This window comes from Sinorhizobium chiapasense (assembly GCF_045277575.1).
In the GTDB taxonomy this organism is placed as follows: Bacteria; Pseudomonadota; Alphaproteobacteria; order Rhizobiales; family Rhizobiaceae; genus Ensifer; species Ensifer chiapasense_A.
Genome location: NZ_CP144205.1, coordinates 1,826,140 through 1,841,074 on the forward strand (window position 1 = coordinate 1,826,140; position 14,935 = coordinate 1,841,074).

18 protein-coding genes are annotated in these 14,935 nt (G+C 63.4%); 12 read left to right on the forward strand and 6 right to left on the reverse strand.

The genetic code is table 11. The features are described 5' to 3' along the window. Window positions 1-2 precede the first annotated feature (2 nt). From QM996_RS08805 to QM996_RS08825, 5 genes are all read right to left on the reverse strand, one after another. Window positions 3-530 carry an RNA polymerase sigma factor gene (locus QM996_RS08805; RefSeq protein WP_500270097.1) on the reverse strand — a complete coding sequence of 176 codons (528 nt, stop codon included), beginning with the start codon at window positions 528-530 and terminating at the stop codon, window positions 3-5. Between the two features lie 132 nt (window positions 531-662). After that, window positions 663-1,412, reverse strand: a complete 750-nt coding sequence (locus QM996_RS08810) for a phosphodiester glycosidase family protein (protein WP_500270098.1) — start codon at window positions 1,410-1,412, stop codon at window positions 663-665. 85 nt (window positions 1,413-1,497) lie between these two features. After that, window positions 1,498-2,049: a hypothetical protein gene (locus QM996_RS08815; protein ID WP_500270099.1), complete on the reverse strand. Its 552-nt coding sequence runs from the start codon at window positions 2,047-2,049 to the stop codon at window positions 1,498-1,500. A 287-nt stretch (window positions 2,050-2,336) separates the two neighbouring features. Next, window positions 2,337-3,041, reverse strand: coding sequence for a ferredoxin (locus tag QM996_RS08820; RefSeq protein WP_500270100.1), 705 nt, complete (start codon window positions 3,039-3,041; stop codon window positions 2,337-2,339). Window positions 3,042-3,148: 107 nt separating this feature from the next. Further along, window positions 3,149-4,723, reverse strand: a complete 1,575-nt coding sequence (locus QM996_RS08825; protein WP_500270101.1) for a trimethylamine methyltransferase family protein — start codon at window positions 4,721-4,723, stop codon at window positions 3,149-3,151. A 335-nt stretch (window positions 4,724-5,058) separates the two neighbouring features. On the opposite strand from QM996_RS08825, the gene QM996_RS08830 reads away from it, so the two are divergent. Further along, window positions 5,059-5,757 (forward strand): corrinoid protein, encoded by a 699-nt coding sequence (locus QM996_RS08830; protein ID WP_500270102.1) that lies wholly within the window; start codon window positions 5,059-5,061, stop codon window positions 5,755-5,757. Between the two features lie 111 nt (window positions 5,758-5,868). Here QM996_RS08830 and QM996_RS08835 read toward each other — a convergent pair whose 3' ends face one another. Then, window positions 5,869-5,982, reverse strand: a complete 114-nt coding sequence (locus tag QM996_RS08835; RefSeq protein WP_429807674.1) for an entericidin domain-containing protein — start codon at window positions 5,980-5,982, stop codon at window positions 5,869-5,871. Between the two features lie 82 nt (window positions 5,983-6,064). On the opposite strand from QM996_RS08835, the gene QM996_RS08840 reads away from it, so the two are divergent. From QM996_RS08840 to QM996_RS08890, 11 genes are all read left to right on the forward strand, one after another. Beyond that, the gene (locus tag QM996_RS08840) at window positions 6,065-6,685 is read left to right on the forward strand and encodes a DUF1638 domain-containing protein (RefSeq protein ID WP_500270103.1); all 621 of its coding nucleotides are present in this window, start codon (window positions 6,065-6,067) and stop codon (window positions 6,683-6,685) included. Between the two features lie 216 nt (window positions 6,686-6,901). After that, window positions 6,902-7,525 (forward strand): hypothetical protein, encoded by a 624-nt coding sequence (locus QM996_RS08845; protein WP_500270104.1) that lies wholly within the window; start codon window positions 6,902-6,904, stop codon window positions 7,523-7,525. Between the two features lie 206 nt (window positions 7,526-7,731). Continuing rightward, window positions 7,732-8,724, forward strand: coding sequence for a cation diffusion facilitator family transporter (gene dmeF, locus QM996_RS08850; RefSeq protein WP_500270105.1), 993 nt, complete (start codon window positions 7,732-7,734; stop codon window positions 8,722-8,724). Between the two features lie 27 nt (window positions 8,725-8,751). Beyond that, entirely contained in the window at window positions 8,752-9,027 is a 276-nt protein-coding gene (locus QM996_RS08855) for a metal/formaldehyde-sensitive transcriptional repressor (RefSeq protein ID WP_173516842.1), read from the forward strand. 183 nt (window positions 9,028-9,210) lie between these two features. Then, window positions 9,211-9,984 carry a pyrroline-5-carboxylate reductase gene (locus QM996_RS08860; RefSeq protein WP_500270106.1) on the forward strand — a complete coding sequence of 258 codons (774 nt, stop codon included), beginning with the start codon at window positions 9,211-9,213 and terminating at the stop codon, window positions 9,982-9,984. Between the two features lie 411 nt (window positions 9,985-10,395). Beyond that, on the forward strand, window positions 10,396-10,575 hold the full coding sequence (locus tag QM996_RS08865; protein WP_500270107.1) for a hypothetical protein: 180 nt from the start codon (window positions 10,396-10,398) through the stop codon (window positions 10,573-10,575). 45 nt (window positions 10,576-10,620) lie between these two features. Continuing rightward, a complete protein-coding gene (locus QM996_RS08870; protein WP_500270108.1) occupies window positions 10,621-11,424 on the forward strand; it encodes a formyl transferase in 804 nt (267 codons plus the stop codon). Window positions 11,425-11,765: 341 nt separating this feature from the next. After that, on the forward strand, window positions 11,766-12,068 hold the full coding sequence (locus tag QM996_RS08875; protein ID WP_173516851.1) for a virulence factor: 303 nt from the start codon (window positions 11,766-11,768) through the stop codon (window positions 12,066-12,068). Then, window positions 12,061-12,663: a methylenetetrahydrofolate reductase C-terminal domain-containing protein gene (locus QM996_RS08880; RefSeq protein ID WP_500270109.1), complete on the forward strand. Its 603-nt coding sequence runs from the start codon at window positions 12,061-12,063 to the stop codon at window positions 12,661-12,663. Before QM996_RS08875 ends, QM996_RS08880 begins: the two co-directional genes overlap by 8 nt. Continuing rightward, the gene (locus tag QM996_RS08885) at window positions 12,660-13,751 is read left to right on the forward strand and encodes a methylenetetrahydrofolate reductase (RefSeq protein ID WP_500270110.1); all 1,092 of its coding nucleotides are present in this window, start codon (window positions 12,660-12,662) and stop codon (window positions 13,749-13,751) included. The genes QM996_RS08880 and QM996_RS08885 overlap by 4 nt, the downstream gene beginning before the upstream one ends. Before the next feature lie 94 nt (window positions 13,752-13,845). After that, window positions 13,846-14,811, forward strand: a complete 966-nt coding sequence (locus QM996_RS08890) for a methyltetrahydrofolate cobalamin methyltransferase (protein WP_173516854.1) — start codon at window positions 13,846-13,848, stop codon at window positions 14,809-14,811. The last annotated feature ends 124 nt before the right edge of the window (window positions 14,812-14,935 follow it).

Consider the following 14,935-nt stretch of genomic DNA (forward strand, 5'->3'; position numbering starts at 1 on the left):
GGTCACACTGCCTCCTTGCCAAGCAATGTCTTGAGCCGCTTGCGCGCCTCGTGCATATGCCAGGATATGGTTGCCTCCGAACAGCCGAGCACGTCGGCCGCAGCCGCATGGCTCAGCCCCTCGGCATAGACGAGCAGCACCGCGTCGCATTGCTTTTCAGGCAGTTCCCGCACCGCCGCCCATAGTGCCTCGCGCTGCTTCTCGTCGGGATCCTCAGCCGGGGCGATCGCCACCTGCTCGCTGGCATAGGCCTGCATGCGCCGGTCGTCGCGCGCCTGCCGCCTCTTGTGGTCGCGCGCGGCATTCAGCGTCAGCGTGTAGAGCCAGGTGCGAAAGCGGCTGGTGCCGCGAAAGCCGCGGATCGCACTGCCGAGACGCAGACACACCTCCTGGGCGATATCCTCGGCATCCGAGACATTGCCGGACCAGCGCCAGGCGACCGCATGGACAAAATCATAGTGCCGCTCGACAAGCTGGCCAAAAGCCTGCCGGTCTCCATTCACCGCCTTCTCGACGAGTTCAGCGTCCAAATCCGTGCCCGCCCTCACCTCATTTGAACCTTAGACGTTGCAGGCAAACCATTCCTTGGGTGGAAAGAATATTTTTATCGGGATCAGGAACAGTGCCCGCGGTTTCCGGCCGCATCCCGCGCCCAAAGAACGTCAGCGTGGAAATTTCCCGACGACGGCGATCATCGGCCCCAGCGGAAACAGCCGATCATGGCGGTTGATCTCGGGCGCATAGACGCTGGAAATCGTGCCGTCGAGAAACAGCGCATTGGGGCAATCCAGTGCGTCACGAAAGAGCGTCGCGAAATCGTGGAACCGCACCGGGCGTTTGGAGACGACGAAGACCACCTCACCCTTGGCCGTCACGCCGACGCCGTTGCGGGTCTTGAAGCTGGTGCTGTCGGGCAGGAAACGTGGATGCAGCTTGCCGTCGATCACCAGCATCGGCCCGGATTGCGTGGCGAAACGTGGGGCAATCCCGGCGTCGCGATAGGCATCCGCCGCCATCACCCCCGCCTTGCCGTCCCCGACATAGAACACCCCGTTCGGCAGCAGATGGAAATTGCCCCAGCCGGTATTGGTGTTGAGCGGCGCCTGCTCGCGCCTCTCCTCGATGTGGAGGCCGACCGGCGACAGGTCGTCGTGATACATGCCGCCGTTCATGGCGAAGGCCATGTATTCGTCACGGTGGCGCAGTTCGAGCGATAGCGCCCGGAAGGAGCGGAAGGGGACGCCCGCCTGATCCTTGTTGTAAAGGCGGATATCGCTTGTCGCCGGATCGAAGCTGCAGGCGACATAGTCCTGGCCAAGATGGCTGACGTCGCGGCAGGCGCCGAGCGCAGGCCCGGCAAGACCGGCGGAGAGAACAGCACCGACGAGAAAAGGTTTGGGAAAAAGCGGCATGGCAAAAAGGTCCAATCGAATCAGCCATCAAGCATGACTGAGATTGCGGCGGTTCTGGCGCAACGCCACCGAAAGGCGTCAGTCGTCAGCCGCCCGCAAGCAGCCCCATGGCCATGACGAGGCCGAAGCATCCGGCGGCGGCGGCAATCCCGAAGATCACGCACAGGCAGGCAAGCCCGCCGACGCCCATCAGCACATAGGAGCCGGGATCGCGGTTGAGCACGTCCTGCGACAGGGAAAGCAAGAGCCGCTTTTCCCTGAGCGTCGTGGCAAGCTTGACCGCGTGACGCTTTGCCTCCTTCTGCACCTCGCTGAAATTGTTGCCAATCGCCAGGAAGGTGAAGAACAGGCCAAGGGCGCTGACGGTCAACGCGATCTTGCGGAGAATGCCGATCGCATCAGGAAGAAGGTCGCCGCCGAGGACAGAACGGTCCACCAGCGCATCGAAGCCCGCGATGCAGGCGGCGATGACGGCCGCGTGGCCGGCACCGATCGCCAGCAGGCGCTTCAAGGCATCCTCGAGGATCTGGCTGTTTGCGGCGTGGATACTGTCGAGACGTGATATCTGCGCTTCCACCTCCTCGCGCGAGAGGTGCGGAGGATAGTTGCTCACGGATACGACTGGGCTGCCTCTCATACGATGGACTCCAACGCCACGCCGTCCAGATCGCGTGTAAATTCGATAATATTATCTTTCCAAGACATCTCCAATTTTAGTCATTTTGGCGATTTCCACCATCTTTGCGGGCAAAGACGGCAATGCGGTCGCGTCTCATGCGCGAAATCGAGACGCAGGCTAGATCCTTTCACTGTTTCATGGAAACAGTGAAAGGATCTAGCGCCTTTTGAAATTACGCAATTCCGGACGGAAAACCGTTTCACACTTTTCCTGGAATTGCTCTAAAAACCGCATGTGGTTTCCGCTCAAAGCTCGAGCGCCGCCATATGGAAACGGAGCTGCTCCAAGGGATAGCGATAGGCGCCCCCGACCGGACAGGCATCACGCGAGAGACAGCCTGCCGCAAGGCAGCCCGCCCTGCCCGCTTCGCTGCGCAGATGGCCGCGACAGAGGCCGACATCGAAGCGCTCGCCGGCAAGCGCATCGGCCGGACAGGCCGAGATGCAAGGCTTCTCAACGCAGCGATCGCAAGGGTGCGTCTCTGTGCGCTCGTCCGCGTCGCTGACTGCAATTTCAAGCCCGAGTGCGCCGCGATAGCCGTGCCAGAGCCCGTAGCGCGGATGGATGAGGATGCCGAGCGGCGACGCCTTCAGGCCTTCGGCCCGCATCGCCCATTGCTGGAACGGCTGCCAGGGAGGATCCGACGGGAAATAGGCAGTCGCGCCGCACGCTTCGGCGATCGGCCCGATCACCGCCTTCGACCAGGTATCGAGCGAATCGGCACCGCCGCGATCCGGCAGGCCATCCCGCCAGGCGCTGAAGGGTTGCCAAAGCGAGCCGCCGATATTGCCGATGAGCAGCACGCTGGCCGCCCGCCGCCCATCGGAAAGCAGCGGCGCTGCCTCTGCGGACGGGAGGTTCACGGTTCCACGCAAAAAAAGTCCGTGCGGCGCCAGCGCCGCACGGACCATCTCGATCATCTTGTCCGCTGTCGCGGAAGGCGCCGTCATTTCGGTTTCGGCCCCTGGTGTTCGTAATGCGGGCGCCAGACCTCCTTTTGGATCATGTCGGCCACCTGCGCCGCTCCGCCTTGCTCCCTGGCGCGCTCGGGAGCCTTTCAGGTGAAAGCGTCCGGCATCGAGTCCTTGCGGCTCGCGATATAGGCCTTGAGCTTTTCGTCGATCGCCGGATCCAGGTAAGGCGCCTCGTAATGCTCCAGCCAGGTGCGGGCGAGCGCATTGGCGCGCTGCTCGATGCGCTTTTCGCCTTCGACTTCCCACTGTTCGAAGGAGTTGTTGTCGGCAAGCGGCGAACGGTAGAAGGCGGTCTGGAAGTTTGCCTGGGTATGGGCGCAGCCGAGATAGTGGCTGCCCGGACCCACTTCGCGGATCGCGTCGAGCGCCTGGGCGTTTTCCGAGAGATCCACACCTTCGGCCATCTTCTGCATCATGCCGAGCTGGTCCTGGTCGATCATGAACTTCTCGTAGGACGAGACGAGACCGCCTTCGAGCCAGCCGGCCGCATGCAGCACGAAATTGGTGCCGGCAAGCAGCGTCATGTTCAGCGTGTTGGCCGATTCGTGCGCTGCCTGCGCGTCCGGAACCTTGGAGCCGCAGAGCGAGCCGCCGGTACGGAAGGGAAGCTTCAGGCGACGGGCGAGCTGGGCTGCGCCATAGGAGACCAGCGACGGCTCCGGCGTGCCGAAGGTCGGCGCGCCCGACTGCATCGAGATCGAGGCGGCGAAGGTGCCGAAGAGCACCGGCGCGCCCTTGCGGATGAGCTGGGTGAACGAGGCGCCGGCGAGAACTTCCGCGAGGATCTGCGTCAGCGTACCGGCAACCGTCACCGGGCTCATGGCGCCGGAGAGGATGAAGGGCGAAAGCACGCAGGCCTGGTTGTGGCGGGCATAGACCTTCAGCGCCCCCACCATGGTCTCGTCGAAGACCATCGGCGAGTTGGCGTTGATGAGGTTGAGCGTAACGCAGTTGTTTTCGACGAAGTCGTCGCCGAAGACGATCTTTGCCATGGCGATCGTGTCTTCCGCCCGCTCCGGCGCCGTGACCGAGCCCATGAAGGGTTTGTCGGAATATTTGATATGGCTGTAGACCATATCGAGGTGGCGCTTGTTGACGGGAATGTCGACCGGCTCGCAGACCGTGCCGCCGGACGAATGCATCGACGGCGCCATATAGGCGAGCTTCACGAAATTGCGGAAATCCTCGATCGTCGCATAGCGGCGGTTGCCTTCAAGGTCGCGCACGAAGGGCGGGCCGTAGACCGGCGCGAAGATCGTCGCCTTGCCGCCGACCTGGGCGCTGCGCTCCGGGTTGCGGGCGTGCCAGGTAAATTCCGAGGGTGCGGTCTTCAGGAGTTCGCGGCAGAGCCCCTTGGGGAAATGCACGCGCTGGCCGCGCACGTCGGCGCCGGCTTGCTTCCAGAGTTCGAGCGCCTCGGCGTCGTCGCGGAATTCGATGCCGATCTCTTCGAGCACGGTATCGGCATTGCGCTCGATGAGCTGCAGGCCTTCCTCGTCGAGAACCTCATACTCGCGAATCTTGCGCTGGATATAGGGCAGAGACGGTCCCGGACCGCCGCCGGTGCGCGACGCACGCCGTGCTGCCGCTCCCCGTCCCTCGCCACGCGCGCGGCGGCCGCCGCCTTCACCCGCGCCCTGATCTGTCACGTCGCTCATTCGCTTTTCCTCTCCCGCGCGTCACTTCTTGCGCCTTCAAGCATCGATTGGCCCTAATGCTACCAAGCATCGGGGTCCTTGCGGGTCTCAATGCGCCAAGGAGTGGCGCAACTCGAACACTACCGAGAAGCGATCCCACGACGCTAAAAACCGCGTGGCGCGAATATATTGTTTTTGTTAACAATATGCAGGCGTCAAAAGAACCTGCTCTCCCGTCGCTTTTTGTCATCTGCGACGTCGCTTTCGAAAACAGATTTTTAGAAATCGAACGCTATGGATTGGTGGACGCGCCCGAAATTTTCGCGCGGCCGTGCCAGGAACCGAGGAACCCCAATATGGCAGACGATGAAATCATTCTCGAGGACCTTTCCGACGAAGAACTCGTGCAGCAGATGCATGACGACCTCTATGATGGTCTGAAGGAGGAAATCGAGGACGGGACCCGCATCCTGCTCGAACGCGGCTGGACGCCTTACGACGTCCTGACCCAGGCACTGGTCGAAGGCATGCGCATCGTCGGTATCGACTTCCGCGACGGCATCCTGTTCGTGCCGGAAGTTCTGCTGTCGGCCAACGCCATGAAGGCCGGCATGACGATCCTGCGCCCGCTTCTCGCCGAAACCGGCGCGCCGAAGCTCGGCAAGATGGTGATCGGCACCGTCAAGGGCGACATTCACGACATCGGCAAGAACCTCGTCGGCATGATGATGGAAGGCGCCGGCTTCGATGTCGTCGACCTCGGCATCAACAACCCGGTCGAGAACTACCTCGAAGCGATCGAGCGCGAGCAGCCGGACATTCTCGGCATGTCGGCGCTGCTGACGACCACCATGCCCTACATGAAGGTCGTGATCGACACGATGAAGGAAAAGGGCATGCGCGACGACTACGTCGTTCTCGTCGGCGGTGCGCCGCTGAACGAGGAATTCGGCAAGGCCGTCGGCGCCGACGCCTATTGCCGCGACGCGGCGATCGCCGTCGAAACCGCCAAGGACTTCATGAAGCGCAAGCACAACCGCCTGGCGGCTGGCTGAGCTTCGGGTCATCCGAATTGATGAAGCCGGCCGCAGAAGTGAAATCTGCGGCCGGCTTTCTTATATATGATGAACGCGTCGACGGCGTGCTGTCAGGTGACGGGCACCGCTTTAGTTGGCGGCCTTCGCCACGCTGCGGCCGGCGTCCTGTGTCGCGTTGACCGCATTTGCGGTGTCCCTGCCGATGCCGCGGATGGTGTTGCCGCAGGCGCTCAGCGTTGCCATGGCAACGAGAACGGCGCCGACGATGGCGAGGTTTTTTACTTTCATGGTCCGGTTCCTTCCCGCATAGCCAAGTGGAATCAAGATGGAAAAATTATCGCCGCCAACAGAACCTGCACAACCGAAAAAAGTTCACGTGATCGGTTGTGGCGCCATCGCGCGCGAAATCCTGGCGATCTGCGAAGCAAACGGTCTTTCCCACATCGACCTCAACTGTCTGCCGGCCATCTGGCACAACACGCCGGAAAAGATCACGCCTGGCATTCGTGACGCGATTGCCAAGGCGCGCACCGAAGGCTTCGAGCGCATCTTCATCGCCTATGCCGATTGCGGCACCGGCGGCCATCTCGACCGGTTGTGCGAGGAGGAAAAGGTCGAGCGCATCCCCGGCCCGCACTGCTATTCCTTCTTCGTCGGCAACGCGGATTTCGCCCGCCGCTGGGACGACGACATCACCGCCTTCTTCCTGACCGACTTCCTCGCCCGCCAGTTCGAGGCCTTCGTCATCGAACCGCTCGGCCTCAACCGGCATCCGGAGCTGAGGGACATGTATTTCGGCCACTACCGCAAGCTGGTCTATCTCTCGCAGCAGGAGGATCCGGCCCTACAGGAAAAGGCGAAGAAGGCCGCCGACTACCTCGGGCTCGAATACGAGTACCGCTTCACCGGCTACGGGGATCTCGCGACGTCACTCCTGAGGGCGTGAGGCGAAGGCGCGCGGGTCGCCTGCGCCGTGTCATTCCATGGCGCGCCGTGTAGCAAAGAGGGCCAATATTCGCCGACCATGCCGGCGCATGTTTACGCTATCGGCTGAATAGCGCCTTCCAGCAGCGCGCAGACCGCGGCGGACCTTTCCGCCCGGGTCAGAAAGCTGCACAACCTGCTGGCTGCAACGCCATCGCTGACCACAGGACTGCCCGCCATGAGCGCACTGTTTCCTGCCGAACTCGCCTGGTATGCCACGGGTCGCTTCTACGAGGCGAACGACGGCACGCTGGCCGACTACGGTTATTTCCTGCACCTGCCTTTGTCCGATGCCGAGATCTTCGACGGTGAGCCGGGCGAAACGACGGCGCATTTCACCTTCGCCGCCAAGCCGTTCAAGGCGCAGGAGATGGCAAACGGCGCGCTGTCCCTCGGGCTCGACCCCGTCGGCGAGTTCTCCCTCTACTTGCAACGCAAGCCGCGAGGAACTTTCGACGACCCCGCCTCCTTCGCAGAAGGCGAATGCATCGCGACGTTCCGGCGGACCAGCCTTGTGGTCGGCACCACGCTCTCAGACACCATCGGCGGGACGACGGCAGCCTTGTTTGGCACCAATGTGTTTTCGGCCCGGCTGATCGCAAGCGCTTCGTTCGATTTCGGCGGGCGTCGCCACAATCTGGCAGAGTATCTCGGCGCGGGCATCACGCAATTCGGCACGTCCGCCGCCACACAGATCGAGCCGCCGCCTATGGGCTACAAGCGGGTCCTGCCGTTTACGGGCTCGGCCATCGCTCTCGGCGGAGCCGGCCAGAGCATTTTGCAGTCAGGTGGAAACACCTGACGTCGCACAAATGCGGCAAAACAGAGGGTTAGAGCGGCGGCGAGAACGCATGTGAGCGCAGCCCTCTCTAGAGCCGACCGCGGCTCCAAAGGTGCCGGCTCCTTCTTCCCGACGACAACGATCGCCCGCGGAACGCCAGCGAAAACGAGCGCTTTACGCCGGCCTCAAAATAGGGTACCCCCCTATATCATATTGGAGTCATCGGCATGAGCAATCACCAGCACGACCATCATCATCACCATCATGGGCACCACGCGCCTTCGCACGACGAGGCGCGCGTGCTCGCGGCGCGCCATGACCATGTTTTCCTCGGTGGTAATCACGAGCGCAACGAACGGCGGACCTGGATCGTCATCGCGGTCACAGCGACGATGATGGTGATCGAGATCGCGGCCGGTCAGATCTTCGGGTCGATGGCGCTCGTTGCCGACGGCTGGCACATGTCGACCCATGCGGCCGCGATGCTGATCGCCGCGCTCGCCTATCTCTATGCGCGCAAGCACTCGAACAATCGCCGCTTCACCTTCGGCACCGGCAAGCTTGGCGATCTCGCCGGCTTCTCCAGCGCCATCGTTCTGGCGCTCATCGCGCTGCTGATCGGCTGGGAAAGCCTCCGCCGCCTCAACGCTCCGGTCACGATCGATTTCAGCGAAGCGATTCTCGTCGCCGTCGCCGGCCTCATCGTCAACCTCGTCTGCGCCTGGCTGCTGAAGGACGATCACAGCCATCACCACCACGATCACCACGGGCATCACCATGGACACCATGGCGGACAGGATCGGAACCTGCGGGCTGCCTATCTGCACGTGCTTGCCGACGCGCTGACCTCGGTTCTCGCGATTGCCGCTCTCGGCCTGGGCGCGATCTACGGCTGGCTGTGGCTCGATCCCGCGATGGGCATCGTCGGCGCAATCGTCATTGCGCGCTGGTCCTTCGGTCTCATCCGCGACACCGGCGCAACCTTGCTGGACTACATTCCCGAAGGCGAGGACTTGCCGGAGGAAATCGGAGAGATCGTCGCCAAGGAGGATGCCGAGATCGTCGATCTGCACGTCTGGCAGCTCGGGCCAGGCCACCACGGCGCCATCGTCTCGATTGTCGCCGACAACCCGCGCGCGCCCTCCTATTATCGCGAGAAGCTTGCCGCCATTCACGATTTGTCGCATGTGACGGTGGAGGTGGAACCACGGGCCGCATAGTAACGGCGCCCGAAACCGGAGTATCCGATGACCCATACCATCCGCGAAAAGCAGAAACTCATCAACCGGGTCCGTCGGCTCCGGGGGCAGATGGAGGCGGTCGAGCGGATGCTGGAAGAGGAAAAGGGCTGCACCGAGGTCATGCAGGTGATTGCCGGCATCCGCGGTGCGGTCAACGGGCTGATGGCGGAAGTTGTCGAAGACCACATCCACATGCATCTGGCCGCGGCCGACCTGTCGCAGAAGGAGCGCGACGAAGCGGCAGCGGAACTGGTGGACGTGGTGCGCGCCTATATGAAATAGGCATGCACGGCGCGAAGCCGTGCATGCGGCCGCTGGACATGGCAGCAGTCTCCGGCCAATCGTGAGTGGCCCGGTTCCCGCCGCGGCGGCAAAGGATTGTGGGCAAGCCAATCGCGATGACTTGCCGCCGGGGCGCCGGGCACTATTGTGCAGCGGCAACGCACCAAAGCGACAGGACATCCCATGAAACTCGGCTTCATCGGCACCGGCGCCCTCTCCTCTGCGATCGTCACGGGGCTCAAATCGCTTCCGGGCGAATCCACAACGGTGGTGCTCTCGCCGCGCAACGAAGAGATCGCGGCAGGCCTCGCTGCCCGGTTTCCGGATGTGCGCGTTGCGGTCGACAATCAGGACGTGCTGGATGATTGCGACACCGTCATGCTCGCCGTCCGACCGCAGATTGCCCGCGACGTCCTGCCCGGCTTGCGCTTCCGGCCCGATCATCATGTGGTCAGCCTGATCGCGACCTTCTCCTGCGACGAGATCGCTGCGATGATCGGTCCGGTGAAGCGGGTGACCAAGGCCCTGCCGATGCCGATGATCGCGATCCGCCAGGGACCGACGATCATCTTTCCGCCGGATCCGGAAATCGCGGCGTTTTTCGGCAGGCTCGGCAAGGCGATCGAGGTTGCGAGCGAAAGCGAATTCGATGCGCTGAGCGTCGCGACCGCCACCTATGCCAGCTACTTCAAATATCTCGAAACGATCCATAGCTGGCTAAAGGATCACGGCGTCGAAGACGCGAAAGGTCGCGACTATGTCGCCTCCCTCTTTGGGGCTCTGGGTCAGGCGCCGGAGGCAACGCCGGATGCCAGCTTCGCACACTTGGCCGCCGACTATGCAACACGCGGCGGCATCAACGAGCAGGTGCTGCGCGAACTGACAGAGCACGGGACGTTCGAGCGGTTCAAGGACAGTCTCGCGGGTATTCACCGGCGCATCACTGCTGCGTCGTGAGGCTATGGCGCGGCGGAACAAGCCCCTCATCCCGCTGCCGCGACCTTCTCCCCGTAAGGACGGGGGAAGGAGGCTCGTGGCGTCCGCTCGGACCACAGCGACCGTTGCTGATCGCCATCTCACCGGCAGCCGAGCCTGGCGGCGGCCGTGCCGGTGCCCACGTCCCCTCTCCCCGCCTGCGGGGAGAGGGTTAGTCCCCGGGTTAAACCCGAGGAGAGGGGCAATGTCCTCGCCGTCGTCGAAATGCGCAAAGGCCCGACCAACAAGCCCTCACCGATCACGCGGCACAGGCGCAAAAATCAGCTCTTCCTCGATTGCGATTCTGCGCTAACTTGTACATTGCTCGCGCGCAACCGCGGGGCCGGCTTTTGAGACCGAAGCAGCCCCTTTGCATCCACGTGGAGGAAACCGGTGAAATTCCTCGACTACCTGCCTTACGCGCTTGGATGCGCTGCCGGGATGCTTCTTGCGCTGCTGGTCGGCGAGGTCTGCAACCTGACCGACGACATAAAGATGGTCGAGTCCGTGGCTCTGGTCGTGCTCGGCGGCGGTGTGGCCGAGTGGTACTGGAACCGGTTAAGCCGGCGGTAACGGGAAGCCGGCATATCTGTGGCCCTGTTCATCCGCGGGGCCGCCATGACCGAAATCGCCAGCCAGAATCAAGCCGCGGCCAAGCGCCCGGGCCGCATCGTCGTGGTGACGGCGGGGGGCGAAAATCCGTGGATCATGATCAATGCGCTGGCTGCGCGCTTTGCCGATGTCACCGTCATCGGGGAACAGCCGGAACCGAAGGGCCCCTTCCTGCGCCGCCGCGCCCGCAAGTTCGGCTGGGTGACCGCGCTCGGCCAGCTTGCCACCATGATCGCCTCGCGCTTTGGCAAGCGCTTCACCCGCAAGCGGGCGGAAGAGATCCTCGCCACCTATAAGGTCTCGGGCACGCCCGATCCGTCGATCCCGGTCAAACCCGTCGCCTCGATCAACGATGCCGAAGCCGTCCGGCAGCTTCGCGCGCTTGAGCCCGATGTCGTCTTCCTCATCAGTTGCCGCATGCTGAAGGCCGCAACCCTTGCGGCGATCCCCTGCCCGATCATCAATTTCCACGCCGGCATCAACCCCGCCTATCGTGGGCTGATGGGCGGCTACTGGGCACTGGTCAACGGCGACGCGAAGAATTTCGGCGCCACCGTGCATCTGGTCGATGCGGGCGTCGATACCGGCGGCGTGCTCTATCAGTCGCGCCAGAAACCCGCGCCTGAAGATACCATGCACACCTATCCGCTGCTGCAGACCGCCGCCTCCACCGATATCGCGATTGCCGCGGTCGAGGATGCGCTTGCCGGAAATCTGAGGACTGTCGATGTCGCAGGCCCGTCACGGCAATGGTTTCACCCGCCGATCTGGACCTGGGTGTGGAACGGCCTGACGCGTCGTATCTGGTAGACGGAATTCTTGCGCTCCTGTCGGCTGGCTGCGACCTAAAAGCCTGAAACTGCGGGCAATCCGCCCTGATCGCGGAGGTCGCCCTGCCAAGCGTCAACCGACACTTGCGCATCACGCCCAAGACGCCTGATATGGCTTCTGCGCCGGCGTCGTTTTTGGACATATCCGACGTCGTGGCGAGATGAGCCCGGAAGCCGGTACATGCGCATTGTCGCACCTACAGCGCCGCGCGTCCCGTCAGACACGCAAAGGTCGCTGTAGCGCTTTAGAGTGCTGCATGTTTTTGATCTTTAATCGGCTCAGATCAAAGGAAACATGCAGGGGGAGGAGAACAACACCCGATGGCAGATCGCATTATCGTCTACTGGCGCGACATTCCGGCCCAGGTCATCATCAAGAAGGGCCGCACGACGGCGAAGCGCGAGCTCTCGCTGCGCTTCACCGAAGCGATCGACATGTGCGCCATGCGCACCGGCGCTGCCGAAACCGACGACTATCTCGCCGAGTGGCGCAAGGCCGATCCGGTACCGGTCTCCGACGATCTCGACGCCGAGGCCGACAGCGCCGTTGCCGAGCTCGAAGCCGCCTATGACCGCGAGCGCCTCGTCGCGCTCGTCAAAGCCGGAGGCCGGGACAATGGCTGACGCCAAGCCTGCGGGCGAGCCGAAGATCATGAAGGGTAATGCCGCGCCCGCCGCCAAGGCCGCGACCGGCGCCTACACCCCCCAAGGCGTCTCGCCGAGCCGCCGCTCGCGCCACAAATATACGGTCCGTCTCTGGGCGGTCCGGCACTCCCGTTTCCTCGAATGGTTCTACAATCGCTTCGCCGACCTGTTCCTGCTGCTTCACCCGCTGTGGAACGCCATCGGTTACGGCCGGGTCGAGCGTCCCGTGACCTTCGTCGAGCGCCACGTTAAGGGCTTCCTGTTCGATTGTCGCATGTGCGGCCAGTGCGCGCTGTCTTCGACCGGCATGTCCTGCCCGATGAACTGTCCGAAGCAGCTGCGCAACGGCCCCTGCGGCGGCGTTCGCGCCAACGGCAATTGCGAGGTCGAGCCGGACATGCCCTGCGTCTGGGTGCAGGCCTGGAAGGGCTCGCAGAACATGGTGAAGGGCGATGCGATCATGAATGTGCAGAAGCCGGTCAACCAGTCGCTGCGCGAAACCTCGTCCTGGCTGCGCGTGACGGCGGAAGCCGCAGCGCGCCGTGAAGCGGCATCAAAGGAAGGCCAGGCATGAGCCCCGACATCAATCCCCTCGATCCCGGCGCGCCGCTCGAGCCCCTGCCCGGCCACTCCTCCCGCGGTCGTCTCGAGCGGGTGCTGCGCCGCGGCGAATTCGCCGTCACCGCCGAGCTCAACCCGCCCGACAGCGCCAACCCGCAGGACGTCTACGAGCGCGCGGCGATCTTCGACGGCTGGGTCGACGGCATCAATGCGGTCGACGCATCGGGCGCCAACTGCCACATGTCTTCCGTCGGCATCTGCGCGCTTTTGACCCGCATGGGCTACGCGCCGATCATGCAGATCGCCTGCCGCGACAAGAACCGCATCGCCATCCAGGGCGACGTGCTCGGCGCATCCGCCATGGGCGTGCAGAACATCATGTGCCTCACCGGCGACGGCGTGCAGGCCGGCGACCAGCCGGGCGCGAAGCCCGTCTTCGACCTTGATTGCATGTCGCTGCTCGAAACCGTGCGCATCATGCGCGACAACTCGAAGTTCCTCTCGGGCCGCAAGCTGACGACGCCGCCGCATGTGTTCCTGGGGGCAGCCATCAACCCCTTCGCCCCGCCCTACGACTTCCGCCCCTATCGCCTGGCCAAGAAGATCGAGGCCGGCGCCCAGTTCGTCCAGAGCCAGTATTGCTTCGACGTGCCGATGTTCCGTGAATACATGAAGAAGGTGCGCGACCTCGGCCTGCACGAGAAATGCTATATCCTCGTCGGCGTCGGGCCGATGGCGTCGGCCAAGACCGCCCGCTGGATCCGCTCCAACGTGCCGGGCATCCATATTCCGGACAGCGTGATCACCCGCCTCGAAGGCGCGCAGGACCAGAAGAAGGAAGGCAAGCAGCTCTGCATCGACATCATCAACGAGGTGAAGGAGATCGAAGGCGTCTCCGGCATCCACGTGATGGCCTACCGCCAGGAAGAATATGTCGCAGAGATCGTGCATGAATCGGGCGTGCTGAAGGGCCGCAAGCCCTGGAAGCGCGAGACACTGCCGGCCGACGCGCTGGTTGCCGAGCGCCTGGAGCAGATCCGCGAGGGCAAGGAAGAAAACCAGCAGCAGATGGCCGAAGCCGCGGCCCATCATCCGCACTGACCAGCAGACAAATCGGCGCCGGCCATTCGACGCCTATCATCGATTTCAAGGGCGTGATTACATAGCCCGACGCTTTCAAGACAAAGGACCCCGCATGACCCGCACCATCGTCGCTTCCGCCACCCGCGAGATCATCATCGGCTTCGATCAGCCGTTCTGCGTCATCGGCGAACGCATCAACCCGACCGGCCGCAAGAAGCTCGCCGCCGAGATGATCGAGGGCAACTTCGACACCGTCATCAAGGATGCGCTGGAGCAGGTTGCCGCGGGTGCCACCATGCTCGACGTCAATGCCGGCGTCACCGCCGTCAACCCGAACGAGACCGAGCCGCCGCTGCTGGTCAAGACGCTGGAAATCGTCCAGGGCCTCGTCGACGTGCCGCTGTCGATCGACAGTTCGGTCACCGCCGCGATCGAAGCCGGCCTGCGTGTCGCCAAGGGTCGCCCGCTTGTCAACTCCGTCACCGGCGAGGAGGAGAAGCTCGAAGCGATCCTGCCGCTCTGCAAGAAGTACGACGTGCCGGTCGTTGCCATCTCCAACGACGAAACCGGCATTTCCGAAGATCCGGACGTGCGTTTCGCCGTCGCCAAGAAGATCGTCGAGCGCGCCGCCGACTACGGCATCAAGCCGCATGACATCGTCGTCGACCCGCTGGTCATGCCGATCGGCGCCATGGGCACCGCCGGCCAGCAGGTCTTTGCGCTGCTCCGGCGTCTGCGCGAAGAGCTGAAGGTCAACACCACCTGCGGCCTCTCCAACATCTCCTTCGGCCTGCCGCACCGCCACGGCATCAACGCCGGCTTCATCCCGATGGTCATCGGCGCCGGCATGACCTCAGCGATCATGAACCCCTGCCGCCCGCAGGAAATGGAAGCCGTACGCGCCGCAAACGTGCTGAATGGCACCGACCCGAACTGCACCAACTGGATCATGACCTACCGAGACCACAAGCCCGCCGAAGGCGGCCACGTCGTTGCTGCGGCCGCTCCGGCTGGCGGTGGCGGCGGTCGCCGTGGCGGCCGCGCGGCCCGTGCGGGCGCCGGCGGCGCCCGCGAATAATCCTGCTTCGGCACTGAACGTTTTTGAAGGGAGAAGGACGACGAGAAGCCAACTGCGCTTTTTGCCGTCCTTCTCCGTTCACCGTCATAGGCTGGGCGGGACACGGTAGCAGTGCACTTCACCG

Bases quoted from the DNA above. Each gene is read 5' to 3' on its own strand.
- QM996_RS08810 (WP_500270098.1), bottom strand. From the start codon at position 1,412: ATGCCGCTTTTTCCCAAACCTTTTCTCGTCGGTGCTGTTCTCTCCGCC.
- QM996_RS08815 (WP_500270099.1), bottom strand. From the start codon at position 2,049: ATGAGAGGCAGCCCAGTCGTATCCGTGAGCAACTATCCTCCGCACCTC.
- QM996_RS08820 (WP_500270100.1), bottom strand. From the start codon at position 3,041: ATGACGGCGCCTTCCGCGACAGCGGACAAGATGATCGAGATGGTCCGT.
- QM996_RS08825 (WP_500270101.1), bottom strand. From the start codon at position 4,723: ATGAGCGACGTGACAGATCAGGGCGCGGGTGAAGGCGGCGGCCGCCGC.
- QM996_RS08830 (WP_500270102.1), top strand. From the start codon at position 5,059: ATGGCAGACGATGAAATCATTCTCGAGGACCTTTCCGACGAAGAACTC.
- QM996_RS08835 (WP_429807674.1), bottom strand. From the start codon at position 5,982: ATGGCAACGCTGAGCGCCTGCGGCAACACCATCCGCGGCATCGGCAGG.
- QM996_RS08840 (WP_500270103.1), top strand. From the start codon at position 6,065: ATGGAAAAATTATCGCCGCCAACAGAACCTGCACAACCGAAAAAAGTT.
- QM996_RS08845 (WP_500270104.1), top strand. From the start codon at position 6,902: ATGAGCGCACTGTTTCCTGCCGAACTCGCCTGGTATGCCACGGGTCGC.
- dmeF (WP_500270105.1), top strand. From the start codon at position 7,732: ATGAGCAATCACCAGCACGACCATCATCATCACCATCATGGGCACCAC.
- QM996_RS08855 (WP_173516842.1), top strand. From the start codon at position 8,752: ATGACCCATACCATCCGCGAAAAGCAGAAACTCATCAACCGGGTCCGT.
- QM996_RS08860 (WP_500270106.1), top strand. From the start codon at position 9,211: ATGAAACTCGGCTTCATCGGCACCGGCGCCCTCTCCTCTGCGATCGTC.
- QM996_RS08870 (WP_500270108.1), top strand. From the start codon at position 10,621: ATGACCGAAATCGCCAGCCAGAATCAAGCCGCGGCCAAGCGCCCGGGC.
- QM996_RS08875 (WP_173516851.1), top strand. From the start codon at position 11,766: ATGGCAGATCGCATTATCGTCTACTGGCGCGACATTCCGGCCCAGGTC.
- QM996_RS08880 (WP_500270109.1), top strand. From the start codon at position 12,061: ATGGCTGACGCCAAGCCTGCGGGCGAGCCGAAGATCATGAAGGGTAAT.
- QM996_RS08885 (WP_500270110.1), top strand. From the start codon at position 12,660: ATGAGCCCCGACATCAATCCCCTCGATCCCGGCGCGCCGCTCGAGCCC.
- QM996_RS08890 (WP_173516854.1), top strand. From the start codon at position 13,846: ATGACCCGCACCATCGTCGCTTCCGCCACCCGCGAGATCATCATCGGC.